General features: G+C 63.3%; 19 protein-coding genes. 3 read left to right on the top strand and 16 right to left on the bottom strand.

Annotated features, from left to right (window positions below; all coding sequences use genetic code 11):
- Positions 1 to 252: 252 nt before the first annotated feature.
- From ACIQUG_RS12550 to ACIQUG_RS12510, 9 genes are all read right to left on the bottom strand, one after another.
- Entirely contained in the window at positions 253 to 1,389 is a 1,137-nt protein-coding gene (locus ACIQUG_RS12550; protein ID WP_402321790.1) for a glycosyltransferase family protein, read from the bottom strand.
- Complete coding sequence (locus ACIQUG_RS12545) at positions 1,389 to 2,633, bottom strand: glycosyltransferase family 4 protein (RefSeq protein ID WP_402321787.1); 1,245 nt, start codon at positions 2,631 to 2,633, stop codon at positions 1,389 to 1,391. The genes ACIQUG_RS12550 and ACIQUG_RS12545 overlap by 1 nt, the downstream gene beginning before the upstream one ends.
- A gap of 4 nt (positions 2,634 to 2,637) precedes the next feature.
- Positions 2,638 to 3,855: a glycosyltransferase family protein gene (locus ACIQUG_RS12540; RefSeq protein WP_402321784.1), complete on the bottom strand. Its 1,218-nt coding sequence runs from the start codon at positions 3,853 to 3,855 to the stop codon at positions 2,638 to 2,640.
- Positions 3,856 to 3,925: 70 nt separating this feature from the next.
- Positions 3,926 to 5,068 (bottom strand): ABC transporter permease, encoded by a 1,143-nt coding sequence (locus ACIQUG_RS12535; protein ID WP_043613701.1) that lies wholly within the window; start codon positions 5,066 to 5,068, stop codon positions 3,926 to 3,928.
- A 29-nt stretch (positions 5,069 to 5,097) separates the two neighbouring features.
- A complete protein-coding gene (locus tag ACIQUG_RS12530; protein WP_043613700.1) occupies positions 5,098 to 6,096 on the bottom strand; it encodes an ABC transporter permease in 999 nt (332 codons plus the stop codon).
- A 1-nt stretch (position 6,097) separates the two neighbouring features.
- Entirely contained in the window at positions 6,098 to 7,999 is a 1,902-nt protein-coding gene (locus ACIQUG_RS12525; RefSeq protein ID WP_402321780.1) for an ABC transporter substrate-binding protein, read from the bottom strand.
- The gene (locus ACIQUG_RS12520) at positions 7,996 to 9,888 is read right to left on the bottom strand and encodes an ABC transporter ATP-binding protein (protein ID WP_402321778.1); all 1,893 of its coding nucleotides are present in this window, start codon (positions 9,886 to 9,888) and stop codon (positions 7,996 to 7,998) included. Before ACIQUG_RS12520 ends, ACIQUG_RS12525 begins: the two co-directional genes overlap by 4 nt.
- Positions 9,889 to 10,010: 122 nt before the next feature.
- Positions 10,011 to 10,961: a polysaccharide lyase gene (locus ACIQUG_RS12515; protein ID WP_402321775.1), complete on the bottom strand. Its 951-nt coding sequence runs from the start codon at positions 10,959 to 10,961 to the stop codon at positions 10,011 to 10,013.
- Positions 10,962 to 10,969: 8 nt separating this feature from the next.
- Positions 10,970 to 12,319: an adenylate/guanylate cyclase domain-containing protein gene (locus ACIQUG_RS12510; RefSeq protein ID WP_043613693.1), complete on the bottom strand. Its 1,350-nt coding sequence runs from the start codon at positions 12,317 to 12,319 to the stop codon at positions 10,970 to 10,972.
- A 382-nt stretch (positions 12,320 to 12,701) separates the two neighbouring features.
- On the opposite strand from ACIQUG_RS12510, the gene ACIQUG_RS12505 reads away from it, so the two are divergent.
- On the top strand, positions 12,702 to 14,039 hold the full coding sequence (locus tag ACIQUG_RS12505) for a nucleotide sugar dehydrogenase (RefSeq protein WP_402321771.1): 1,338 nt from the start codon (positions 12,702 to 12,704) through the stop codon (positions 14,037 to 14,039).
- A 35-nt stretch (positions 14,040 to 14,074) separates the two neighbouring features.
- Here ACIQUG_RS12505 and ACIQUG_RS12500 read toward each other — a convergent pair whose 3' ends face one another.
- The gene (locus ACIQUG_RS12500) at positions 14,075 to 15,268 is read right to left on the bottom strand and encodes a DUF3095 domain-containing protein (protein ID WP_402321768.1); all 1,194 of its coding nucleotides are present in this window, start codon (positions 15,266 to 15,268) and stop codon (positions 14,075 to 14,077) included.
- Between the two features lie 278 nt (positions 15,269 to 15,546).
- Here ACIQUG_RS12500 and ACIQUG_RS12495 point away from each other — a divergent pair, with 278 nt between their 5' ends.
- A complete protein-coding gene (locus tag ACIQUG_RS12495; protein ID WP_402321765.1) occupies positions 15,547 to 16,380 on the top strand; it encodes an MBL fold metallo-hydrolase in 834 nt (277 codons plus the stop codon).
- A 108-nt stretch (positions 16,381 to 16,488) separates the two neighbouring features.
- Positions 16,489 to 16,671, top strand: coding sequence for a hypothetical protein (locus tag ACIQUG_RS12490; RefSeq protein ID WP_043613687.1), 183 nt, complete (start codon positions 16,489 to 16,491; stop codon positions 16,669 to 16,671).
- Positions 16,672 to 16,791: 120 nt separating this feature from the next.
- On the opposite strand, the gene ACIQUG_RS12485 is transcribed toward ACIQUG_RS12490, so the two are convergent.
- The 6 genes from ACIQUG_RS12485 to ACIQUG_RS12460 form a co-directional block, all read right to left on the bottom strand.
- Complete coding sequence (locus ACIQUG_RS12485; protein ID WP_402321761.1) at positions 16,792 to 17,556, bottom strand: polysaccharide deacetylase family protein; 765 nt, start codon at positions 17,554 to 17,556, stop codon at positions 16,792 to 16,794.
- The gene (locus ACIQUG_RS12480; RefSeq protein WP_402321758.1) at positions 17,553 to 18,650 is read right to left on the bottom strand and encodes a glycosyltransferase family 4 protein; all 1,098 of its coding nucleotides are present in this window, start codon (positions 18,648 to 18,650) and stop codon (positions 17,553 to 17,555) included. Before ACIQUG_RS12480 ends, ACIQUG_RS12485 begins: the two co-directional genes overlap by 4 nt.
- 154 nt (positions 18,651 to 18,804) lie before the next feature.
- The gene (locus ACIQUG_RS12475; protein WP_402321756.1) at positions 18,805 to 19,104 is read right to left on the bottom strand and encodes a hypothetical protein; all 300 of its coding nucleotides are present in this window, start codon (positions 19,102 to 19,104) and stop codon (positions 18,805 to 18,807) included.
- A 92-nt stretch (positions 19,105 to 19,196) separates the two neighbouring features.
- Entirely contained in the window at positions 19,197 to 20,651 is a 1,455-nt protein-coding gene (locus ACIQUG_RS12470; protein WP_402321753.1) for a transglycosylase SLT domain-containing protein, read from the bottom strand.
- Positions 20,652 to 20,690: 39 nt separating this feature from the next.
- Positions 20,691 to 22,793, bottom strand: coding sequence for a mechanosensitive ion channel family protein (locus ACIQUG_RS12465; RefSeq protein ID WP_402321751.1), 2,103 nt, complete (start codon positions 22,791 to 22,793; stop codon positions 20,691 to 20,693).
- A 141-nt stretch (positions 22,794 to 22,934) separates the two neighbouring features.
- On the bottom strand, positions 22,935 to 25,544 hold the full coding sequence (locus ACIQUG_RS12460; RefSeq protein WP_402321748.1) for an SH3 domain-containing protein: 2,610 nt from the start codon (positions 25,542 to 25,544) through the stop codon (positions 22,935 to 22,937).
- Positions 25,545 to 25,790: the final 246 nt, after the last annotated feature.

Raw genomic sequence — 25,790 nt, 5'->3', positions numbered from 1 at the left:
GAACCCAGGTTATCGTTCGGTGGAAACGCACTGCGTATATTCAGAATCGGTATTATTTATTTACCTAACATACGATTCCGGAGGCAGCCAGCCGGAACACGCAGAGCGCGAGTAATATATCCAGACGACTACATTCTGGCAGACAAACGAATGCTCGTCCGAGCTTTGGTTTGCCGAGCGACTTTTCTAGGGCGGTGGTTCCGCACCAGCGCGCCCTTCGCCGAAGACCGATGGGGCACCACCGAGCACGGGCTAGCGAACCGCCTGAAGCTCCAGTATCTCGGCCGTTTTAGCGGCACCGTTAAGATCGAGCGGCGGGATCTCCGGCCTTGGCCGCGCCAGCATCATCTCGACGTCGCGGGCCAGCCGCTCCGGTGTTACGTCCGCTTCCGGCAGAACGCCGGCAAGGCCCAGTTTTTCAAGCCTTTCCGCGCGCGTCGATTGCTCGGTCTCGCCGCCGGCGACGAAGGGGATGAGCAGCGATGCACAGCCGGCGCGGAAGATATCGCAGACGGTGTTGTAGCCGGCCTGGGAGACCGAGAGCCGCGCACCCGACAAGAGGCTCGCAAAATCCTTGCGGAAGCGGAAGAGATGCACGTTTGCGGGCGCTGCGGCGGCAAAGCCGTCGTAGTCGACCTGCGGCAGGTTCGGCCCGGTGATCAGGCACCATTTCAGGTCGCCCGCAAGCAGCCCGGCCGCCTGCAGCGCCGCGCCGATCAGTTCCTTGCCGACCGCGCCGCCGCCGGCCGAAACAAGCACGTCGAACCTTTCAGCCGGGGGTTCAGGGGGATGGCCGGCGACAAGGCCTGTGTAGACGATCTTGTCTTGGATCTCCGCCGTATAGGGATAGGTCTCTTCGAGCCGCGCGAAGGCCGGATCGCCGTGCACGAGCACGAGGTCGAAATGCGCCCTGACCACGTCGAGGGTTTCTTCGGCGCGCCCGGGCTTCGTGCGCTCCTGCAGGATATCGCGCAGCGATGCGGCAACGAGGGGCCGCGGCTCCTGCTTCTCGATCACCTCCAGCAGCGGCATCAACTCGAAACGCATCTGGCGACGGCCAAAGGGGAAGGCTTCGAAGATGACGATGTCGGGCTTGCAGGCAAGAAAGGCCTCGATCAGAAGGCCCCGGCGCTTTTGCTTGAAAGCTCCGCTGACCGGATTTCCCTCGCCATCGGCAAGTCCGCTAAACCCCTTGTCGCCCGCCAACACTGGCGGCAGGGCCACGTGTTTCACATCGTTTGCCGGGAACCCCGGCACCGGGCTGCCGCCCGTCACGACGGTCACGTCATAGCCTTTGGCCGCCAAGGCGCTCGCGATCCGGCTTGCCCGCGCCAGGTGACCGATGCCGAGCAGGTGCTGTACGTAGAAGAAGACGCGGCGGGCGGACATCAGGCGGCTCTCCATTCGCGGACAAACAGGCCGGCGAGTTGTTCGATGCTGGTGTGGTGGTCGAACTGGCCGCGAACCTTTCGCTCGGCCGCATCGCCGAACCGGTGGCGAAGGGCCGGATTGCGGATCAGTTCCTCTAGCGCGACCGCAAGCGCCTGCGGGTCCTCCGACGGAACGACACGGCCGTTTTCGCCATTCTCGAGCAGTTCCGGCACGCCGGATATGTCCGTCGAGACGCAGGCAAGGCGCTGGCTCGATGCTTCCACGAGCACGTTCGGCAAGCCGTCCCGATCGCCATCCGCGGTGATCCGGCAGGCGAGCGCGAAGATGTCGCTTGCCCGATAGTGCGCAAGCACATCGGTCTGGTCGAGCGCACCCTTCCAGACGATGCGGTCGGAGATGCCGAGGTCCGTGGCAATCGTCTTCAACTGGCCGGTCAGTTCCCCGGCACCGATATGCTCGAACCGCCAATGAAGCTCCGAGGGAAGCTTGGCCAACGCCTTCAGTAAGACGTCGTAGCCCTTCTTGCCAACCGCACGCCCGACACTGACGATACGGACGGGGTCCGAAGGATCGGAGCCTGTGCGGTTGGAATGCGTGCCGTCGAAACGCTGGAAGCGATCGAGGTCGAGGCCGTGATAGCTCAGATGAACCCTCGACTTGTCGCGCGCAAGGCTGCGGAGATGCTCGTACCCCATGCGCGTGCAGGTCACGGTCCAGCGCGCAAGGCCGAGCTTTTCGGACAGTTCCCAGTCGGGCGAGGTCCAGATGTCCTTTGCATGCGCCGAACAGGTCCAGGGCGTGCCCGCAATCACGCTGGCATAGGCCGTCACCGAGGCAGGGGTATGGATGAAATGCGCGTGCAGCCAGCGCGGCCGCCCCGGCCACTCGGCGGCGAGCACCAGCGCCTGGCCGAGGCGGCGAAAGCGGTTGCGGCTGAAATCGCGCGGCAGGTCCTTGAGGAACAAGCCGAGGGCGCGCCAGAACCCGGGCTTCGGCAGACAGCGCACCAGCCCGCGCAGGACCCTTAGCGGCTCCTCATGCAGATATTCCGGAAGGTAATGGACGTCGGCGCGGATTTCGTCGTGAACCGGGTGGCGCTTGCCGTCCGTCGGACGTCGAAGCGAGATCAGGACGAGTTCCATCCCGGCGCGTTCGAGGCCAAGCAGTTCCTGGGCGATGAATGTTTCCGAAAGACGCGGGTAGCCCTTCAGCACGACTGCAATCTTGCGGTCTGTCGGCAATGCTTCAGCTCGATTTCTTCACGATGTTCAGGTGGTCGCTCGATGGCCGATCGAGCCATCTGCCGACGATTTCGGAGATGTGCACGAGGCCTTCCAGCCGCAGGCCGTTGGCGCTGCTTTTCGACGGTGGCGCGCGATAGGGCAGCGCCCTCAGCGCCGCCGCCAGCCGCAACGGATCTTCCGCCTCGTCCGGCAGGAGCATCTCGACCAGCCCGAGCTCGGCAGCCCGGCGCGCGCGGATCAATTGCTCCTCGCGCGGTTGGATGCGCGGCACGATCAGCGCCGGCTTGTCGAAGGAGAGGATTTCGCAATAGGTGTTGTAGCCGCCCATGGCGACGACGCCCTTGGCGCCGGCGATGAGCTCCTCCATGCGATTGTCGAATTCGATGATCTTGATGAAGGGTATCTTGCTGCCCTTGCGGATCAGCTTCTCCCGCTTCTTCACCGGCATATAGGGCCCAAGCACGATCAGCGCCTTGTGGGTGAGCTCGGGATCTTGCTGATAGGCGTGGATGACATCGTGGATCAGGTCCGCGCCGTCGCCGCCGCCGCCCGTGGTGACGAGGATGTAGTCGCCCTGAGGCTTATGGCCCGGCAGTTCCTCGCGCGGAACGCTGCGCTGCAGGAAGCCTACGAAGTTCATGCGCTCGCGCACCGCCGGCGGCACGTCGAGTTCGGTCAGCGGGTCGTAGAAGTCGGGGGGGCCGTAGACCCAGATCGTGTCGTAATACTGCTCGATCTTGCGCATGGTGTCGCGGCGCTTCCACTCGGCCTCGAGCAGGTGCGGCGCGTCCATGACCTCACGCAGGCCGAGCACCAGCGTCGTGCCGTGCGCCTTCAGATAGGTCAGCGTCTCCTCGACCTCGCCACGCAGGCCCATCGGCTCCTTGTCGACGATGAAGATATCCGGCTTGAAGGTCTCTGCCGTATGGCGAATGATCGCCTGGCGCATCTTCAGCGTCTCGTCGAGTTCGATATGGCGGTCGAGCGAGGTGTAGTCGCCATTGTGCAGCTTGATCACGCTCGGGATCTTCACGAAATCCACGCGCGCACGATAGTCGAACGCGCCGGCAATCGTCGCCCCGGAAATGATCAGGATGTTCAAGCCGCGATAGTCTTCCACCAGCGAATGCGCGATCGTGCGGCAGCGCCTGAGGTGTCCGAGCCCGAACGTGTCATGGCTATACATGAGGATCCGGGCATCTTCAAAACGCCGCATCATGCAAAAGACCTTTCACTCAGGGTACGATGAACCGTTTCACGCGCGCCGTGTGGCTGCGTCAAACCGGGCTTCATTTGTAGGGATCGGCGGCGTCACGCAACCCATCTCCCAAGAAGTTGAACGCCAAAATCACAAAAATGACCGGAATTGTGGGAAATAGTAGCCAGGGATAGAAGGCAATGACGCTGACGCTTTTCGCCTCCGTCAGCAAAATACCCCAGCTGGTGATGGGCGGCCTGAGACCGAGGCCAAGGAAGCTGAGCGCCGTTTCGCCCAGGATCATGCCGGGAATCGCAATCGTCGCCGTGGCAATCAGATGCGACATGAAACCCGGCACGAGGTGCCGGCCGATGATGCGGCTGCTCCTTGCGCCCATCAGCTGGGCCGCAAGCACATAATCCTCCTCGCGCAAGGCCAGCAACTTCGAGCGGACAGCGCGGGCAAGCCCGGTCCAGTCGAGCAGGCCGAGGATGATCGTGATCGCCAGATATATGAAGATCGGGCTCCAGGTCGCCGGCATGATCGCCGCCAGAGACAGCCAGAGCGGAATGCTCGGGATCGACTGCAGCACCTCGATCACGCGCTGGACGATGAGATCGAAGACACCGCCATGGTAGCCGGCGAGACCACCGATGACGATGCCGAGCACGAAGCTGACGGTGATGCCGAGCAGGCCGATGGTCAGCGAAATCCGCGCGCCATAGATGATGCGCGACAGCACGTCACGACCGAGGCGGTCCGTTCCGAGGAAGAAGGCCTGACCGCCCTTTGCCGGACAGACGAGATGCACGTTGCTTTCGAACAGCCCCCAGAAACGATAACCGTCGCCGCGGCAGAAGAAGCGAAGCGGCTGCACGTCCTTGGTATCGTCGGCGTAGTTGCGCTTCAGCGTGTCCATATCCAGCGTCATCGTGCGGCCGTAGACGAAGGGACCGACGAACTTGCCCTCATGGAAAAGATGCACCCCCTGCGGCGGGGCATAGATGTAGTCCATGTTGCGTGTGTGCAGGTTGTAGGGCGCCAGAAACTCGCAGACGACGATCATCAGGTACAGCGCTGCGAGAAAGATGCCCGACGCAAGCGCGAGCCTGTGGCGGCGGAACTTCCACCACATCAGTCGCAGCTGCGAAGCCTGGTTGACGCGCACCTGCTCGTCCGTCATCGCCTCGACGGAATAGGGATCGAACGGGGCCGTAGATACGTAGTGCGGCATGGGCTCGCCGGGCGCCGGGAGAAATGACGTCACTTGGTGCTCCTGCCTTGCAGCCGAATTCGAGGATCAAGAATGGCGAGCGCGATGTCGGAGATCAGCACGCCGATCACCGTCAGGAAGGCCAGGAACATCAGGAACGACCCGGCAAGATACATATCCTGGCTCTGCAACGCCTTGATCAGCATCGGGCCGGTGGTCTCGAGCGACAGCACGATCGCAGTGATTTCCGCGCCGGAGATGATCGCCGGCAGGATCGAGCCGATATCCGAGATAAAGAAGTTCAGCGCCATGCGCAGCGGATATTTCACCAGCGTGCGCATCGGTGACAGGCCCTTGGCGCGCGCCGTCACCACATATTGCTTCTGCAGTTCGTCGAGCAGGTTGGCGCGCAGGCGCCTGATCATGCCGGCAGTACCCGCCGCGCCGACGATGATCACCGGAATCCAGATGTGCTCAAGGATCGACTTCGCCTTTTCCCAACTCATGGGTTCGGCGAGATACTTCTGGTCCATCAGGTGGCCGATGGAAATCCCGAACCAGATGTTGGCGAAGTACATCAGGATCAGCGCTAGCATGAAATTGGGGATGGCGATGCCGATCAGGCCCATCAGCGAGAGGCCGTAATCGCCCCAGCTGTACTGATGGGTTGCCGAGTAAATGCCGATCGGGAAAGCGATCAGCCAGGTGAAGATGATGGTGACGAAGGAAACGAGGATCGTCAGCCACAGGCGATCGCCGACGACGGCGCTGACCGGAAGCTCGTACTCGAAGGAATAGCCGAAATCGCCCTGCAGCATGCCGCCGAGCCAATAGACGTAGCGCAGCACCGGCGGCTGGTCGAAGCCATACTCCTTCCGGAGCGCTTCGATCTGCTCCATGTCGACGCCTTCGCCCTGCGCCTTGATCTCGGCGACATAGCTCTCGAAGTAGTCGCCCGGTGGCAGTTCGATGATGGTGAAGACAAGGGCGGAAATGATGAGGAGGGTCGGAACCATCGCCGCGATACGCCAGAGAATATATCGCAGCATGTCAGCCTTCCTGTTCGATCCAGAAGGTGTCGGGTTTGTAGACACCGAAATAACACGTGGGGTCGAAGCCGTAGAGCGCAGTGTCAGGCACGTTCCTCAGCTTCTTTGCCACGAGGATCGGCTGGAGCGAGGCGTTGACGATGCCGATCGAGAACACCTGGTCGGTGTAGATCGAGAGCATCCGGCTCCAAATCTCCGTCCGTTCGGCGTCCTCGGCCGAATGCCGCCAGCGCTGCAGCAGTTCCGTCAGCTCGACGGCTGCCGGAAGGTCCGGGGCCTGGCCCATTTCGCCGTGAGACAGGTAGTTCAGCCCCCAGACCGGCCATTGCAGCTGGTCGTCCGCGGTCGGCGCAAGCTGGCCGGGGTTCATGCTGGCCGTCGGCACGCCATTGTCTATGCCGAACCACATCGACATGATGATCTCGCCACCGACGGCGCGGCTGCGGAACGTGTCACGCTGCGAGGTCCGGATGAAGAGCGATATTCCGACCTTCTGCCAGTAGTCGGTGATGAGCTGCAGCACGTCCGTCTCGAGCGTGCTTTCCCCGGCCGTTTCCACAACGATCTGCGCCGCACGGCCGTCGGAGAGAATGCGGATGCCGTCGCTGCCCTTCTTCGTAAGGCCTGCCTCGTCGAGCAACGCATTGGCCTGTTCCGGATCGTGGGCGACCCAGGCACTGGCGAACTCGGGCCGGAAGAGCGGGCTGTCCGGCAGAATCGTATCGGCGCTTTCCTTGGTCAGGCCGTAGAACACCGCCTTGTTGATTTCTGTACGGTCGATCGCAAGCGACAACGCGCGGCGAACACGCACATCCTGCAACAGCGCTCGCCAGACCTCGTCCGAGCAATTGAGATTGGGAAGCAGCGCCAGGCGCGAGCCCTGCGTCTTCTTCCACAGCAGCACCTTCACCGGATAGCGCTTCTCGGAATCCTTCAGGAAGGTATAGTCGACGAAGTCGATACTGGTTGCCTGCAGGTCGCTCTCGCCGGTGCCGGTCTTGGCCGGGATCAGCGCCGAGGAACTGACGCTGAGCACGAACTTGTCGATATAGGGTAGCTGTAGGCCGTTCTCGTCGACGCGATGGTAATAGGGATTGCGCTCGAAGACGAATTGCTCGGCCGGAAGCGGCGTCGTGTTGCGCCAGGGGTCCAGCGTCGGCAGGTCCGGGTTTTCCGGGCGGTAGGAACGGGCCATGCGCATGTGCAGCTGGCTCCATTTCTTGACCCGCTCCTCCTTCATCAGCGCCTTGAGCTTGTCTTCTTCCTGATACTTCTCATGGAACTGTTTCAGGTAGGCCGACGGCATCACCACCACCATCGGCTGGGGGCCGGCGAGCTTCTGCAGAAAGTCGGGATTGGGCGTCGACCAGGAGTAGCGCACCGTACGTTCGTCGATGATCTCGAACTTGGCGGCCTCGCCATCCATGACCAGCGCCGTCGGCAGCCCGGCCGGGCTCAGCTTCTCGTTGTTGAGAACGTCGTCCCAGCAATAACGGAAATCCTCCGACGTCAGCGGCGTGCCGTCAGACCACTTGTGGCCTTCGCGAATATGGAAGGTGAAGATGCGGTCCTCGACCGTTTCGAAGCTTTCGAGAACGTCCGCTTCGATCTTCAGCGCTTCGTCGAAGCCGACCAGACGGGCATAGCCGTAGATGGTCATCAGGCGGATGTCCTTGGCGCTGCCAATCAGCATCCGCACCTCGCCGCCATACTTGCCGGGCTGGCGCCCCATGGCCGCGACGTTGATGACGCGCGGCGTCTTCGGCAGGCGCTCGGCGAGCGGCGGCAACTTGCCGTCGGCAATCTGCTTTTCCCAGAACGCGGGCTCGCCCGCAGCCGCAAAGAGCCGCGTCGGCAGAGCCACGGTCGCAAGCAATGCCAGTACAGTTCGGCGGGTGATCATGGCCGCAACTCCCTTGCATCCACGGATCGGCGTGCCAGCACGATGTGGTCACCGCCGAGATCCGCGGGGATCAGCGCGTCGCCGGCATCGTCGTCCCGGAACTGTGGCCCCCAGCGCCGCATGTCCGAACCTTCGCTGTCCTTCAGCCGTTCGAAATCAAGCGGCCGGTCGAGATCCGGGTAAGGGACCGCCGCCAGCAGCGACTTGGTATAGGGATGAACCGGATTGCGCATCAGCACCTCGCGCGGCGCCAGCTCGACGATGCGCCCGGCGCACATCACGGCGATGCGATCGGCCATGTAGTCCACGACCGCAAGATTGTGCGAGATGAACAGGCAGGTCAGCCCCAGCTCCTTCTGCAGATCCTTGAGCAGGTTGAGAATCTGCGCCTGGACGGAAACGTCGAGCGCCGACACCGGCTCGTCGCAGATCAGCAGTTCCGGCACGAGCGCAAGCGCACGCGCAATGCCGATGCGCTGGCGTTGGCCGCCCGAGAACGAATGCGGGTAGCGGTTGATGAAGCGCTGGTCGAGGCCGACGGCCTGCAACAACGAGCGCACCGTCTCGACGCGCGACTTCGCCGTGCCGCGGCTGTGGATCTCCAGCGGCTCACTCAGGATGTTCTTGACGGTCATGCGTGGCGAGAGCGAGGAAACCGGATCCTGGAAGACCATCTGGATCTTGGACCGCATGGCCTTGAGGTCGTCGCCCTGCACCTTCAGCACATCGACCGGTCCCTCGCCATTGTCGAAGGTCACCGTGCCCTGGTCGGGCGTGATGGCGCGCATCAGGATCTTGCTGACTGTGGTCTTGCCGCAGCCGCTTTCCCCGACGAGGCCGAGGCACTCGCCACGGCGGATGTCGAAGCTGACATCGTCGACGGCGCGATGGAGCGTATTTTCGCCACCGCCGAACCAGGACGATTTGCGCGTTCCGTAGGTCTTCGAGACATTGCGGACGGACAACAGCACATCGGGACCGGTGCGCCGGTCGGCCGCCGAGGTCCCAAGCAGCGTGCCGGCCTTGACCGGCACTTCGCGCAACGCCTTCAGCCGCTCGCCGGGCTTCATGTCGAAATGCGGAACCGCGGCCATCAGCCCCTTGAGATAGGGATGCTGCGGATTGCGGAAGATCGCCTCGACCGGACCGGCCTCGACGATCTGGCCGTGATAGATGACCACAACTTCGTCGGCCATGTTGGCGACGACGCCAAGGTCATGGGTGATCAGCAGCATGGCCATGTTGAGCTTGACCTGAAGCTCGCGCAGGAGTTTCAGGATCTGCGCCTGAACCGTCACGTCGAGCGCCGTCGTCGGCTCGTCGGCGATCAACAGCGCCGGCCGGCAGATCAATGCCATGGCGATCATCGCGCGCTGGCGCATGCCACCCGAAAGCTCGAACGGATACATGTCGTAGGCGCGCTTCGGATTGGCAAAACCCACATAGCCGAGCAGCTCTTCCGTTCGCGCCCGCCGTTCCGCCTTCTCCGCGTCCGTGTGGATCTTCAGGACTTCGGAAATCTGGTTCCCGATCGTGTGGAGCGGCGACAGCGATGTCATCGGCTCCTGGAAAATCTTGCTGATGCGCGTGCCGCGCAGGGCGCGGATCTCCTCCCCTTCCCGCTCGAGCGAGAGCAGGTCGATCGGCTTTGCCGCCGTCGTCGGGTCGTTGAACAAAATTTTGCCACCAACCTTGGCGACGTTGGGCAAAATGCCCATCACCGCCTGGCTGATTGCGGATTTTCCCGATCCGGATTCGCCGACGAGCGCCGTCACCTTGCCGGGCAAAATCCTGAAATTCGCGTTATTGACGGCTTGAACTTCGCCGCCGAGCACCGAGAATGTGATCCGCAGACCTTCAACTCGAAGCAGGTCCGCCCCAGATGTCATAGCAGCACGCTTCCCTCATTGCTTTTTATCCGCCGCCTCTAAAAAAGACTAGCGCAGCTTCTAAGGGCTGTCCAGCACACCCGGTGGCGGACGAGGCTATACCCACCTGCATCTTCAGATGGTTAGAACGAAGGGCAGGCACCGCCCTTCAACACGTCGGCGCAATTGGGCGAGCGTCGGAAGTCGTCGTAAAACAGCGTCCAGTTGGTGTCATCGGCCGCCCGGTAGGGGCCGAACTTGAAGTACTGGTTCTTGCCGAGCCCCTTGTCGTCGTGGCCGATATGGCCGGTCACCGTGATGATCGGCTTGTCGTTGGCGAAGAGTTCGATACGCCCCGTGCCATTGGCTCCCGGCAGCGTGTAGATCGCGAAATCGATCCAGCCGGACTTCGGGTCGGGCAACGGATTGCCGTGGCTCGTCACCTTGATCGCATCGGTGCACGCATTGAAGAGACTGCCGTCGATCAGCTCCCAATTGTTGTCCGCCGCGACCAGCATGCGCATCTGGTTGACGCCCGGCCGTCCCCACACGGGGACTTCACCCGGCTTGCAGCTCGCCGGCTTTCCCTCAGGACCGGCCGAGAGCGGCGCGATATAGTTCGTTTCCACCGTGGCGAAGAGCTTGCCAGCCTCAAGCCTCAGGGCGAGGAACGGGCTGAAATCGCCCTCCGCACCCGGGTCGATCTCGCGCTTCCACTGGGCGATCAGATAACGATGGTCCTCGTTGGGGATCGGGTCGGCAAACTTGACGGCAAAGCCATACCAAACACCCTGGTCGTAGGGCACACGCAGTGCCGTCTTCTCCCAGATCTCGGCCCGCTCGCTGCAACCGTCGAGCGAATCTGGACAGGTCGGAACGACGCTCAGCTTGAGCGCGCCGTTGCCGTTGTGCTTGACGTCGCTCTGAAACTCCACCGTGCCGGCGGTCTGTTCGAAATTCTCGCGATAGTAGAGCCCGCCCTCAGGCGCGAAATCCCGCCCCTCGAAGCCGTCGGAAAGCTTGGTTTCCCATGGCTGCGCCATCGCGCTCCCGGCCATGAGGATGGAAGCGGCGAAAAGGACGGTACGAAACATTCTTCCCCCTACTGAAGCATCTTGTCGATCAGGCCGCGCGGCGGCTGCAGCGGACGCGTATTGCGATGAAGCAGCATGACATGCTCCGCCTCGGAAAGTCCATCCTGCAACACGTCGTCGAAGCGTTCGTCGGCCCTTGCGAGCAAGGCAGCATCGTTGGGGTAGAGGATCGTGAATTTCTGCCTTACGCCCCGGAGCTTTTCCTGGCCGAGGGCCGTCCAGTCGCCACCGCAATAATTGACGAAGGCTTCGCTTGCGACGACGCTGTGGGCATATTTCTTGGTCAGGTTCTGCAACCTCTGGACTTCGTTGACGGCGGAGCCGAAAGCCGAGAACGTCAGCCGGTCGCGCAGGCCCACATTGCCGAACATCACGTTGCCCACATGCAGGCCGATGCCGTAGCCGATCGGATCGCGCGCCTGCTTGCGCCGCTCGCCGTTCAGCATGTCCATGCGGGCGGTTGCCGCGCGAACGGCGGCAAAGGCCTCGCGGGCGGCAAACTCCGAGGGCTCCTTGTGGCGCCCACAGGGATAGACGGCGATGAAGCCGTCACCGACGAAGCTCAGAATATGACCGCCGTTGCGATTGAAGGGGGCTGCGATCGCATCGAAATAGGTGTTCAGCGTCTCGATATAGGACTGACGACCTTCCTTTTCGGCAAGCATCGTCGAGCGGCGCATGTCGCCCATAACCAGGATGGCGCGCACGGTCTCGCCGTCGCCGCGGCGAACCTGGCCGCTCATCACGCGCCGGCCGGCGCTGGAGCCGAGATAGGTGGTCAGCATGTTGTCGGCGAGCTTGCCGAGCACCGCCATCTTCGCGGCGACCGCCAAGTGGTACTGCAATTTCAACAGTGCGCCGATCACGTCATCTGTAAAACCGCCGTGGCGATCGGTCGTCCAGGAGCCGACCATGCCGTGACCGGAATCGGCGCCCAGCGACTGCATGAAGGCGAGATAATCCGTTGCCCCCATTTCCTTGAGGTCGTCGAAGATTGGGAACTCGGACGGCGTATCCTGGTAGAGGCGCCGGCGGACATGCTCGAGATTGTTGTTGAGAAGGTAGTAATAGGGGCTCTGCAGGAACCGCTCGGGGTTGAGCGCCAGTTCCTCGTGTCGAAGGCCGCTGACCTCCACGCCCTTGCCGCGCACCCAGGTGAAACCCAGCGCATCATAAAGCGGGTGCAGCATCGAGAAGGAAAGATGGACGCGCATCAGCGGCAGGCCGGCCGCCGCCAGCCGCTCGCAGAAGCCCTTGACGATCGTCTCCAGCGGCGCGTCGCTCAGCGATGTGCGCATCAGCCAGTCGGCGACCTTGTCGATGAGGATTTCGGATACGTTGTCGTTCGTCGGGCCCATTTCGCGTCCTCGCATGACAGACCGTCCCGCGTCAGCATCCGGAGACGGCGAACGCCCCGGCAATTTGCCGGTTGCTGTTCGCGGTGGATGATGATGAGCCGTGCCCGTTAAGAAAATGCTCCAACCGATTCCGGCGTCGATGACGTGCAGGCACCCGGAATGCGGCACTTATATGTTGCAGATATTCACGCGCGCCGCCAATTTCCAGAGGCGGACGAAGATTTTTCCGACCTGTTGCAGCACGAAGATTTGATAGCCGGCTCACCGGCCTGCCGACGGCCGCAGCGCCGTGCCTCGCTTGACTTGGGGCTTGTTTCTCTCCAACAAACCACGACATGTTCGCGCGCCGCGCCTGTCTGTCCACGAGATCCGGAACCGAAACTTGACCTCACCTCATTTCGAAAGCCTGCTGTCGTCCATCTCCGCCCGGAGCGCCAAGGTCGGCGTCATCGGGCTCGGCTATGTCGGCCTGCCATTGGCGATCGCCGCGGCGCGCGCGGGCTATTCCGTCATCGGTTTCGACATCGATCCCGGCAAGATCGTCGCGCTCGACGCAGGCAAATCCTATATCGGCGCGGTCTCGGACGCTGTACTTGCGCAGGAGAGCAGCGCCGGCCGCTTCCGTTCCACGACGGATTTCCTCGAACTGTCCCGCTGCGACGTCATCGTCATCTGCGTGCCGACGCCCCTGACCAAATACCGCGACCCGGACCTTTCCTTCGTCGAAAAGACGTCGCGCGCGATCGCCGCGACCCTGCGCCCCGCGCAGCTCATCGTCCTGGAATCGACCACCTACCCCGGCACGACCGACGGCATCGTGCGCAGCATTCTCGAGGAAACCGGGCTCAAGTCCGGCGCCGAATTTTTCGTCGGTTTTTCGCCGGAACGCGAAGACCCCGGCAATCCGGTCTATGAGACCGTGAGCATTCCGAAGGTTGTCGCCGGCGACGGGCCCGAGGCGTCAAAGCTGATGGAGACGTTCTACGCCTCCGTGGTCAAGACCGTCGTGCCGGTCTCGTCCAACGCCACGGCGGAAGCCGTGAAGCTCACCGAAAACATCTTCCGCTCGGTCAACATCGCGCTCGTCAACGAATTGAAGATCGTCTACGAGGCGATGGGCATCGATGTCTGGGAAGTGATCGAGGCGGCCAAGACCAAACCGTTCGGCTACATGCCGTTCTATCCCGGCCCGGGCCTCGGCGGCCACTGTATTCCGATCGACCCCTTCTACCTCACCTGGAAGTCGCGCGAGTACGACCTGCCGACGCGCTTCATCGAGCTTGCCGGCGAGATCAACTCGGCCATGCCGCGCCACGTCGTCAGCCGGCTGGCCGAAGCACTGGACCGGCACGCGGGCAAGGCGCTCAGCCGCTCCAACGTCCTCGTCATCGGCCTCGCCTACAAGAAGAACGTTCCCGATATTCGCGAGAGCCCTTCGCTGCGTCTGATCGAACTGATCGAGGAGCGTGGCGGCCGTACCGCCTATCACGACCCCTACGTCGCCGAGATCCCGCCGACGCGCGAATATGCTGCTCTGAAGGGCCGCCGTTCGGTGACGCTCGACGAGCCCACGGTGGCGGCGTTCGACGCCGTGCTGATCGCCACCGACCACGATCAGGTGGACTACGCGGCCCTCGCCAAGTGGGCGCCGCTCATCGTCGATACCCGCAATGTCTTCCACCGCAACGGCGTGACGGGCAGCCACATCATCAAGGCATAGCGCAACGGATGAAGCGCGTCCCTGTGCCGCAACGCTTAGGGAGTGCCACCCGCGAAGGGTGGAGCGGCCTTGTTGCGGGCCAGCGCAGCCTTGAGATTGCTTGCCGCCACCGCATAACCGCCTGAGGCACCGTCGACGAAGTGTATGTGGTCGCGGGTCATCGGCGTCGGCACGATGCAGGTCATCAGCGCCGAATCCTGCCGGTGCAGGCCATAGTGCCCGACACCTTCGGCCTCTGCCCGCTGCAACCGCGCCTCGATCCGCTCGAGGCGCGCAGCGCTGATATCGATCGTCATTTTCAGGCCGTCGTCGAATTTGCGGAAGTCGGTGTTGTCGGCAAGGTCGCGGCGATACCGGTTCGTATCGAAAGGCCCGAGGTTCCAGCCCATGCGAAGGCAGACGAAAAGTGCCAGGGTCTGCACGGTGATGACGCAACGCTTCAGGAAACGTCGCCCTCGCGGAGCGGCCGCACGCGTCTCGGTGTCGATCCCCTGGAAAGAGAACCGCGCGGTCGGCCCGAGCTCGGGAACGGGGTGACCGCCGCGGTCTTCCTCGTCGGCAAGCGCGACGACGTCGGCGATCAGCGCCTGGAATTCCGGGCCGTTGCCCTTTGACCCCGGCACCGCGATGATCGAGGCGATGGTGCCGTGGCGAGACTCGATCGGGTTCCAGCGACAGGAAAGGCCGGTCAGGTCCGGCCGGCTTCCGGCAGGCGCCGCCGCGACATGATAGCGCCCGGCCTTCATCGCCGCCTCGGCCCAGCTTGCGCCGCCGCCGGCAAACATCGCGTAGGAAACCTCGTCGCTCGCCTTGAAGCGGGCGACGCGCATGTCGAGCCCTTGCTGGCGAATGTCGCCGACCGGAACGAGCGCGGTCCGCAACTCAAGGTCTAGTTCCTCCGCCACCCAAGTCTTTACCGCCGCAAGCGCATCCCGCGCCCGGTCGGCCATCGAGGCCGGCAGCGCCGCCAAGGCGCCGTCCCCCCCGAATACGAAGGGCATCGTCTTTTCTTCGAGTACGTTCATCAGGGCGGATATGACGCTCGCGCCGGCCATATTGACCGTCTTGTAGCGGCCGTCGGCAATCGCACCGGTCGAATTGACGATATCGGCGACGGCCAGCAGCCAGCCGTCCGGCAATGGCCGGTAATTCGCCTCGTCCGCGACGCCTTCGAAGGCGTCGAACAGCGGCACGCTATCGTAAAATCGGCCTTCCATTGCTTCAGCCATCAGCGCCTCGATCTTCGCTCGCTCTTAACGTTCGATAGATATTTCACGCAGGAGCGCAACAAAAAGTTTCATTGGCTGTTACCACGGGGACACCTCTTTCTGGTTCGATGGCCTAGAAGACATGCGAGGAGCGGATTGGCTGGAGCGGGACTTGGCGACGCGAAGGTTAGTTTCCAAATAATAACCCATGGCATTGCAGGGGTGTGGCCATCTGTGCTTGTTTAACAGTCACACAAGGATCAAAATGATCCAAGCGTGCGTAGTGAAGCCGAAACTGAATGCGTGACGACAACTTTCGAGTGCGGTTCTGGGGCGTAAGAGGAAGTTTGCCGGTCTCCGGCCAACAATACGTCGCCTATGGGGGAAATACATCCTGCATCGAGATTCGATGCGGCAAGGACGTATTGCTGTTCGACGCCGGTTCCGGCCTGCGCGAGGCGGGCTATGCCCTGATCGCCGAAGGTGTCGAAGAGTTCGATCTGTTCTTCACCCACAGCCACTACGACCACATCATCGGTCTTCCCTATTTCAAACCCATCTACAAGTGTCGCAATTCGGTGCGCTTCTGGTCTGGCCACCTGCACGGCACCATGACCACGCGGGAGATGATCCGCGATTTCATGCGCCCGCCGTGGTTCCCGGTCGATCCGGACATCTGTCAGGCTAGCCTCGACGGCATGGACTTCAAACCCGGTGACGTGCTGACCCCGCGTGCCGGCGTCACCATCCGCACGACGAGCCTCAACCATCCCGGTGGCTGCGTCGGCTACCGGATCGAATGGAACGGCCGCGCCGTCGCGCTCGTCTACGATACCGAGCATGAGCCGGGCGTTCTCGATCCCGGCGTCCTCGACCTGATCGCCGGTGCCGACCTGTTCGTCTACGACTGCACCTATCTCGAAAGCGAGATGGAGCATTTTCAGGGTTACGGACACTCGACCGGCATGCATGGCGCAAGACTGGCGATGGCCGCCGGTGTCAAGCAGCTTGCAATGTTCCACCACGACCCGTCGCGCACCGACGAGGCGTTGGCCGCCATGGAACGCGACGTCCAGGCGACGTTCCCCGGTGCTTTTGCCGCCCGTGACGGACAGATCGTCGAGCTCGACTGAGCATCCGATACCGCGTCGGAATTGGCTTCACATTCGCCAGCGCGCCAAATTCGGGGCGGAACTATTTCTCGCCCTGCGGATTCCTTCTTTCCAAAGAAGGAGTAGCGCATGAACAAGGACAAGAAGGCCCAACAGGCGATCGAGGAAACCGGCAAGGAACCCTCGGGTGGGCAGAATCTTCCGACTGCAGGTCCCCATGCGAAGGATCGACTGACCGACAAGAGCAAGACGCCCGGCTCCGGCTTGCTGCCGGACAACGACGACGACGCGATCGTTCCCGGTAGCGGCTGAGGGTGTCTAAGCATGGCCGTCGCATCCGAGGCCGCGCCGACCGGACATCGCGGCAAGCGCCCAATCCGAGACGCGCTGTCTCTCGCGACAGTCAGCGAAGCCGGTGGCAGCGCAGGTCTGTCAGGCTGTGAGATCGGCACCGGCCCGCCAGCGACAGGCCGGATGCCCGGCCGTCAGGGCGAACAGCGCCTCCATGAAGGACCAGACGCCGGCGTCGTGAACCAGATGATGGGTGAGCACGCCGATGGTTCGCCCGGTCTGATCCCGCCTCTTTTCATCGTCACCGCAGACCTGCCGCAGCCGGGCGATTAGGTCGGACACGATTGCCGCGTGGTCGCGGCAACCGCGCGTTCCGTGCCAGTCCATCACATCGACATGGGTGTTGACGAGCTTGAACGGCGAAGGCTTTTCGGGGCCGTAGACCGAGAGCGCTTCAAAACCAATCCCGGGCAGGCCATCCAGAAGCGCGCCATCGATCCGGTTCCACGGCGGCACCAGCATCGGCACGAAGCTGCGCGGAAACAGGGCCTGGAGGCGCGCATAGCCCTCGGCGAGTTCCTGGAGAACCGTTGAGCGGGGCCGGTGGGCGCCGAGTTCCTGCTTCTTCTCTTCCGGTAGAGCGTGGTTGCGATGCGCCCAGCCGTGCACCGCGATGCTGACGCCGGCATGCCCATCGAGGTGGCGCGCAAGCGCCTCGCCCGTCAGCGCCGGCGGCACGGCGATGACCACCGGAAGCTGGTGGCTGTCGACCAGCGACAGCAGGCGGTCGAGCGCTGCCGTCGGCTCGGCGGCATCGTCGTCCCGCAGCCAGAAATCCACCTGTCGCCCGGATTCAGCCACGCCCTCAAGCGCGACGGCAAGCTGCTGCCAGTGGGATTGCGTCATGGCATCGCCTCCAGGTGCTCGTCGAATATCGTGCGCAGCCGCCGCGCCGCGGCAGGAAAGGAACGTTCCTCGTGGACGAACCGTCCGGCTGCTGCGCCCAATCTCCGGCGGAGAGCCGGATCCTCTATCAGCGCCCGCAACGCCGCCGCGAAGGCCGCGACATCGCCGTCGGACGTGAGGATCCCTGTCTCGCCGTCCTTGACCACTTCCGGCACGCCGGCAGTATTTTGCGCAACGACCGGCAGGCCCGCCGCCTGGGCTTCGAGGTAGGCAAGCCCATAGGCCTCGCCGCAACCCGGCCAGACATAGAGATCGCCGCGCGCAAGAATAGCCGGCAGATCGGCAGCGCTCCTTTCGCCGAGCCATTCCAACCGGTCGGACGGCAGGGTCGAAAAGGCTTGTTGCACCTCGTCGCGGCACGGACCGTGGCCGACGATCGTCAGGGTCCAGCGGCTGTCGGCGATGCGTGTCAGCGATTGTGCCAGCATGCGGTAGCTGTCCATCTTGTCGCCGCTGCGCATCATCGCGACAACGACCATGCGGCAGAGGTCATCCGTGCTTCCGCCCGCAGGCGCAAAAGGGGTCGCATCGATGAACGGCGCAAGCATCGCGTGGCGGCAATCGGGCGCGGCCTCCAGCAGACCATCCCGGTCCCGGCGCGTCAGGCAGATGTTGACCGCCGCCTGCCCGACGGCCTGCAGAACGTGACGTTGGGCGATCGCGCGCACGCCTTCGTTTCGCCGCGCCGAATAGGAGGCTTCTGCCGTCAGGTAAGGGATGGCGAATTCGGCGGCAAGCGATGGGCCAAGCAGGTCCGGCGCCTTGTAGTAGGGATGGTAGCAGAACCAGAGATCAGGGGTGCCGTCGCGTTTCCAGCCCTGCCGAAGTCGGGCGATTTCGCCCGCCGCCGCCTGCTCCAGTTCCCGAAAATCCAAGTCCGAGGCGGTCGCCATGAAGCTGCGCAGATCCGAGACGACCTCGACCTCGTGCCCTCCTGCGCAGAGCGCCGCGACCAGCATGCGCGCCATCAGCCGGTCACCCGAGGGAACCGGATGGTCAGGGGATTTCAAGGGAGCGTAAAAGGCGATCTTCATCCGCACCGAGCTATCGTTTCTCCGCAGCAGACTGTCAACCGACTGCGCTCGGAGCCTGACATTTTCCGATGGGAACGCGGGAAGAAAAACCAGGCGTTCGCGTCACCGCGCAGCCCGTATACGGTCAAGGGGAGTTGGCACCGCCACCACCGGTTCATCGGTCGATCGGCAAATCGTAGTAGTCCCGGCGGATCAGTTTCAGCGAGCGGTCCGGCTCGATGACATAGGTTTCCTGAACGAAGCTGTTGCCGCTCGTGAAACGGTGCGGGACGATGCTGCCGACGGGTGCTTTCGTCAGCTTCGTGCGGGGCTGCCCGCCATAGGTGATGCTGCCGGGGATCGGCTCCAGGTCCGGCGTCGTACAGCCCGCAAGCGTCGCCGCGGACAGAGCAAGCAGGCCAAACAGCCCGCCAAGACTGCGGATGCTTTTCACCATGATCAACTGGCAGCCCATCGCCGTCTGCCGACCGCTCCGTGCCTGCCACTCCTTGTTTCGTTTCTCGTCTTCCAGCCTGCGGCCAGGTCGCGGGATACGCCCCGCGCCGGCTACGGCGTTGCAGCCACCCCAGCACTGCCGGTCTTCGCGGCCGAGGTTTGCGCATCATGCTCCGACAGCAGGCTGTAGGCGACATAGTATTTGTAGATGTTGCTGACGTATTGCACCGTCTCGCGCCCGACGATCGCCGCGGCTGCGTTCTCGACATTGCCGAACCAGAGGTTCGGATCGAGCCCCATATCCTTGGCCTTGGCCCTGAACTTGCGCAGGTTTCCTGGCCCGGCATTGTAGGCCGCGAAGGCGAAGAGCATCTGGTTTTTCGGTGTGACGGCCGGGTCGTTGATGTAGGTATCGACGAGGTAGCGCAGATATTTCGAGCCGGCCTCGACGTTGAGGTTTTCGTCCTTGTCGATGCCGTGGATGTTGACGGCCTTGTCGGCGGCGGTCGATGGCAGAAGCTGCATGATGCCGACCGCGCCCCGGTGGCTGCGGCGGGACTGGTCGAGCTGCGATTCCTGGTAGCCCTGTGCCATCAGCATCAGGTGGTCGAAGGAATAGGTCTTCCCGTGCGTGCGGAAGATTTCCACGAGCTGCTTGAAGCGCTCGACATCGGCCGGCGCATAGGCGCGCTTCAGCATCTTGTCGCCCTTGTAATAGGTGCTCCTCAGAATGTTGCCGAAGGTGGTCCCCACCTTGTGGGTCTTGACGAAGTCGTCGAGCATCGCCTTGAGCTTGGGGCTGTCCTTGCGGATCGCCCAGGCGATCTCGCCATGGTCGGAAACGACGATATCGTCGCGCACCTTGAGGTCGGTGAACACCTTCACCCAGATGTCCGCCTTGTATTTGTCGACGACCGTCCAGGGCAACAGGCCGGCATTGATCATCTCCAGGACATCTTCGTCCTCGAGGTTCTCATCCATGTCCTTCAGCGCGATCGGCGCGCGGCCGGCCTTTTCGAAGCCGGCACTGAGCGCCGCCAGGTGCTCGTAATAGCTGCTCGATCGGCGCACATGCAGTTCCTGTCCGCTCAGATCGTCGACGCTCGTGATCGGCGGCGCCGAAGGGCCGGTGACCAGCACCTCCTTGGCGTCGTCGAACAGCGGCGCGGTGAAGTCGACCTTTGCAAGCCGCGTCTCGGTGATCGTCAGGTTGGCCATGACGATGTCGCCAAGCCCCTCTTCGAGCGCCGACAGCAGCCGCGCCCGCGGCATCGGCAGGAACCCGACGCGGATCTTGTCGATCTGCTTCTTGCGGCCCTTGTTGAGTTCGTTTTCGAGTGCCGTTCCAAAATCGACGGCCGTGCCCAGTTGCTGGCCGCGATCGAGGAAATAGATCGTCTTGCTGAACGGCACGATGATGCGGATCAGCCGCCGCTTCTCCATGCCGTCGAAGTCATCCGCGTGCGGGACGAACATCGAGCGAAGGAATTGCTCGCTCGATTGCGCCATGGCGCTGCCGCTCGCAAAAAACACGATCAGCAACAGCCCCAACAGAATGCGTTTCATGGTCGGCCTCCCCAGCCCTGAGAAACCCGTTGACGAATTTTACTCCTTTGCCCCGCCCTCCTCGCCGAGCGCGGCCGCGGCATTCTTCTTGGCGATCGCGTCGCGGGTTGCGGCGGCGGCAGCGGCCGAATGCTGCTGCTCGTCGCCTGCCACCTGCACGGTCGGCGAGGCAAAGTTGATGCCGTTTTCCTTGAAGGATTCCTTGATCATGACCTGCGCCCGGCGCCGGACCTGGGTCTGCGACCCGGGCTTCGTCTTCATGGCGAAACTCAACGTCATGCCGTAGTCGCCAAAGTTCTCGACGCCCTTCATCTTGACCGTCTCCAGGATCAGCGGCCCGATATCTGGATCCTCGAGCAGCTTGGCGCCGATCCCCTTCACCAGCTTCTTCACCTTGGCCACATCGGCATCGAAGGAAACGTTGATCAGGAACTTGTCGATCACCCAGTCGCGGCTCATGTTCTGCACCGCGCCGAGAGAGCCGAAGGGCACCGTATAGACCGGACCGCGGTGATGCCTGAGCTTAACGGAGCGAATGCTGAATGACTCGACCGTGCCCTTGTAGCTGCCGCTCTGGATGTACTCGCCGATCCGGAAGGCATCGTCCATCATATAGAAGATGCCGCTAATGACGTCCTTGACCAGCGTCTGCGAACCGAAGCCGATGGCCACGCCGAAGACACCGGCGCCGGCAATCAGCGGGCCGATTTCGACGCCAAGGCCGGAGAGCACCATCAGCACGGCCACGACGGCGATGAAGGCCGCGAGAAAATTGCGCAGGATCGGCAGCAGCGTCATCAGGCGGGTGTTGCGCGCGCGTTCGGCAGGATCCTCGGTCGCGTGATTGGCCTGCTTGACGCGCAGATTGATGAACCCCTTCACCAGCTGCCAGACCAGATCCGCCGCCAGCAGAATGACGATACCGGCGAGCGCCCCGCGGACCACCCGGTTGAAGGCGTCGTCATGCATCATCGCCGTGGCGCTGACCTTGAAGACGAGCGCCAGCCAGCCGGCCGCCAGAGTGATGACCAGCAGTCGCGCGCCGCGCTCGATGAAGATGTTGCGCATCACATGCAAGTCGTCTTCGGCGGATGCCTGCAGCAAGGTCTTGGTGAACGCGCTGGTGAAGCGCAGCAGCGGCGGTATGCCGATGACGTAGAGGCCGATCCAGAACAGGACGTCCATGCCGGCGACCCAAAGCAGCCACAGCACGATGAGGAAGGCAACCAGGAACACATTGCCGACGATACGGCGCGAACCGACAACGGTGCCGGCAGGCCGGCGCACGACGGTCAGTATCCCGAGCGCCAGCACCAGCAGACCAAGCAGCGCGGTGATGAGATCATGCACGTCGCTGGAGATCGAAAGCGCGCGCATCGCGTCGCCGACACCCCAGACGAGGGCGGCGGCGCCGATCAGCCACAGACTGTGCCGATGCCAGAACCTGGCCTCCTCCGTTGTCAGTGACAGATAGCCCCCTCGCCCGTCCGCACTCTCTTCGCTGACAGGGCCGCCCGTCAGCACGGCCGAAGCGATGATTATCAGCAGGCGGGCACCGATCCAGGCGCCGAGCAGCGGCGCGATGGTCGTTTCCAGCCGCGTCGGCCAGTCGGCGATCGCCAGCACCGACATGCTGGCAGCGGCAAAAACGATGAGCGGCAGCACCCGCGTAAGCATCGTGCGGGCAGGCCCCGTCAGCACCGCCCCCTTCAGGCTACGTCCGAGCAGCCAGCGCAGGAGATATTCGGCGCCATAGCCGATCACCAGGATCAGGAAAAACCCCTTGAGGATGGGCGCAGTGCCGTGGCTCTCCATGTCGCCGGCAAGGCGCTCCTGCGCCGCCCGAATTTCCGGACCGACGCGCGGAACCGCATTGCCGATGCCGGTCAGGTGGCGCCGGATTTCGGCGGTCCACCGCGCCACGACGCCGGTCGCGGGCGTTCCGTCCGCTGTATCCGCCGACGCGGCTGGCGCCGTCTGTTTCGTCGACAGCCACTGCTTCACTTCCGGATCATCGAGAAGCTGGATCAGCTGCTGGACCTTTGCGGGCGGCGCCGCAGGCGCGGCCTCCTGCGCCAGCCCCGGCGAAACCAGCCCGAAAAATACGGAAAGAAAAGCCAGGAGACCGAAGACCGGCCCCATAAGCAAACGACCCGACGATCCGACACAGCCCATTCTCAACACCCCCGACGAACATGCCCGTCCCCCGACCGGCACGACTCCCAATCTTTACAAAGGCTAACATACCACCTGGCTGTTGCGTCAACGTCAAATGCAATGCGGTCAGCGGCGGCGGAAGCCACCGCCGCCATGGAACCCGCCACCTCCGTGGAACCCGCCACCGCCATGGAAGCCACCCCCACCGCCAAATCCACCCCCGCCCTGGAAGCCGCCACCACCGTGGAAGCCGCCGCCGTCAAAACCGCCGCCCCCGAAACCGCCTGGGCGGTCGAAGCCGCCGCCGCCACCGGCCGGGAAGTTCAGCGGCCGCTGATCGAAGGACTGCCGCTCGAAGGTGCGCTGGTTGCCGAGCTGCCGGCCGATATTGTCGATCGCCAGATGATCGGGAGCGTGTTCGCGGGCAGCCCGCGCCGCACCCTGGCCGGTCTGCTGGCGCGTCTCGATCCGCTGGTTGAGGTTCGCAGCCGCATCCGGATGGTTGGCGGAGAATTGTTCACCGGCTTTTGTCCTGTCCTGGATCAAAGGTTTTTGGACCGGCTGCCAGCCGTCCGGCGTATGCTTCTGCCATTGTCCGTCGTCGCGGCGATAGACGTTTCCGTCGCGGCCGGCATAGACGTCGCCGCCCTTGCCGCCGGCGACAAAGCCGTGGTTGCCATCCGACGTGCGCCAATTGACGCCGGCGCCATTGGCAGTCGAGCCGCCGCTGATGCGCGCAAAATCGGACCCGTGCTTGACGGCCGCCGTGCCCCAGCTGCCGTAAACGTTATGCCCTCCGCGGGCGATCGCCGCGTTGCCGGTGCGGGGATTGTAGGCGGCAACGAAGCCGCGGTCTCCGTTCGGCCCGTAGCCGACCGCGCCGCGAATATAGGTGCCCGTGCGCGGATTGTAGGCCGCACCGGCAGCAATGCCGCGATAGGGCCCGTACGCATATCCGTAACGGCCGAACGTGCCGATGGCGGGGTTGTAGAAAGCGCCGACGCCATAGGTCACCGGGCGCGGATAATAGGGCCAGTAGCCGCCACCGGCCCATCCGTAATCCCAGTAGTCGTCATAGTACCAGCCGGTGCCGTAGACGAAGGTGTCCCAGGCAAGATAGGCGCCGAGATAACCCATCGTATAGCCGAACCAGACCGCGTCGGGCTCGGTATCGTAGATGCGCACATAGGTGGCGTTGTAGATCGGCGAAGACGGCGGGATGGTATAGATCTCGTCCGGCACCGCCTTTGCCACGGCGAATGGCCCGGTCGGTGCATCGCCGACGAACCACACCCCGTCCTTCAGCACGAAGTACTTGTCGCCGACCTTGATGACGGTCTCGTTGGTGTTGACCGCATAGGTCAGGGAGGTCCCGTCGATCTTTTCGAACTTCGGGTCGCCGCTATAGACGACGTCCACGGTGACCGAACCGTCGAGGGCGACACGCGCCTTTTCGGGGATGCTGGCCTTCAGCCGTGCCTCTGCATTCTCGGAGGTGCCGGGAACGGATGAGCGCACCGTGTAATAGGCCGCATCCTGCGGGATGTTCTGGAAGTCCTGCGGCAGTTTGGGTGTTGCAAAGGTCCAGGGCCCGTCGAGCGAGGTGCTCGCGAACCAGCGGCCGGATACGAGGATGTACCAGCTGCTATCGGCGTCACGGTAAAAGACGTCGCTCTCTGTATTGGTCGCAACCTTGAGGCCGGTGCCCGGAACCTGCTCGAGTTTCGGCTCACCGTCGAAGGCGAGCTGTTCCGACGGCTTGTCCGAATAGATGACGTCGGGGACGATCACCTTGTCCGCCTGCGGCGGGATCGCCGCCTTGGCATCCTTCCAGTTGTCGTCGTCCGGCAGCTTGCTGAGAATGTCGGGAAGCGACGCCGCAGGCTGCCATCCCGAGGAGATATCCTTGGACTGCAGCCATGACTTGTCGTTGCGCAGGTAGTAGATCGCGTCGGCCTCGACCTTGAACAGGTCCCAATTGGTGTTGACCGCAAAGGAGAGCCCCTCGACGCCCTTGACCGGGGCGAGCACGATCTTGCCGTCGGTCTGCACCAGGATTGCCGGCTTCTTGCTGACGAAGATCGGCGGCGCGTCGGCCTTCAGCCCCTCGACATTGCCGAGCCGCTGATAGTCGGCAAGGCTCGCCGTCAGCTTGTCCTCCGAAACGGTTATCGTCCCGACCGGCATCAGCTTGCCGACCTCAAGCGTCAGGTCCGCCAGCTCTTTGCGGTCGAGGACGGAGAAGTTGATCTCGGTCATCTTGATGTCGGAAACGACGACTTGCCCCGACGCACTGTCGGCGTCGGTCTTGCCGGTAACGCCGACTACGCCGAAGATCGGCTTGGCGTCGTCGGACTGCTTGTATTCGGCGGCAATCAGCGCGTCGAGGTCGGTAAAATCCTTCCAGGCGTTGATCTGCGGCTGGTAGAGCGTGATGGTCGCGCCGCTATCGGTCTTGTAGGCGCGCGGCCAGCCGAGCCCCTTGGGATCGGCATCGTTCAGGTACTTGCCGCTGACGAAGCCGTTCTGGCCGTTGAAGCTCACCGCGCACCAGGCGCCCGCATCGTCGCATTCCTTGACATCGACCTCGGTTCCCTCCGCGATCGTGCCCAGGCTGTTGAAGCCGGTTCCCGGTCCTTCCCGGAAATTGACGGAGGCGCTCGTCGTCGCCGGCCCGGCCTGCGCCGGAACGGTGGCAATCGCGAGCAGGGTGAAAGCGAGCGTCAGTCTGCGCATGAACGGTTCTCCGAGATCCCGGGCGGCCCGACGCGCGCCCGCAACGACTGAAGCCGAAGCTGGCACCGGAACCGGTTGAGCCATAAGCATCTTTGCCCGCTGCCGTAGCGCAAGTACGTAACAGTAACGGCGACCGTAACGGGTCAGCGAGACGGTGGATGGCGCGGAGCATGTCGCAGCATACGCCCGGCACGGAAGCGATTCGGAGCGCCGCAGGGGCCCATGCCGTTTCACCGCCCCTTACGG

The sequence above is a fragment of the Ensifer sp. NPDC090286 genome, from assembly GCF_044769565.1.
Classification (GTDB): domain Bacteria; phylum Pseudomonadota; class Alphaproteobacteria; order Rhizobiales; family Rhizobiaceae; genus Ensifer.
Note: the sequence above shows the minus strand (reverse complement) of the source record. Positions and strands in the feature narration are given on the sequence as shown.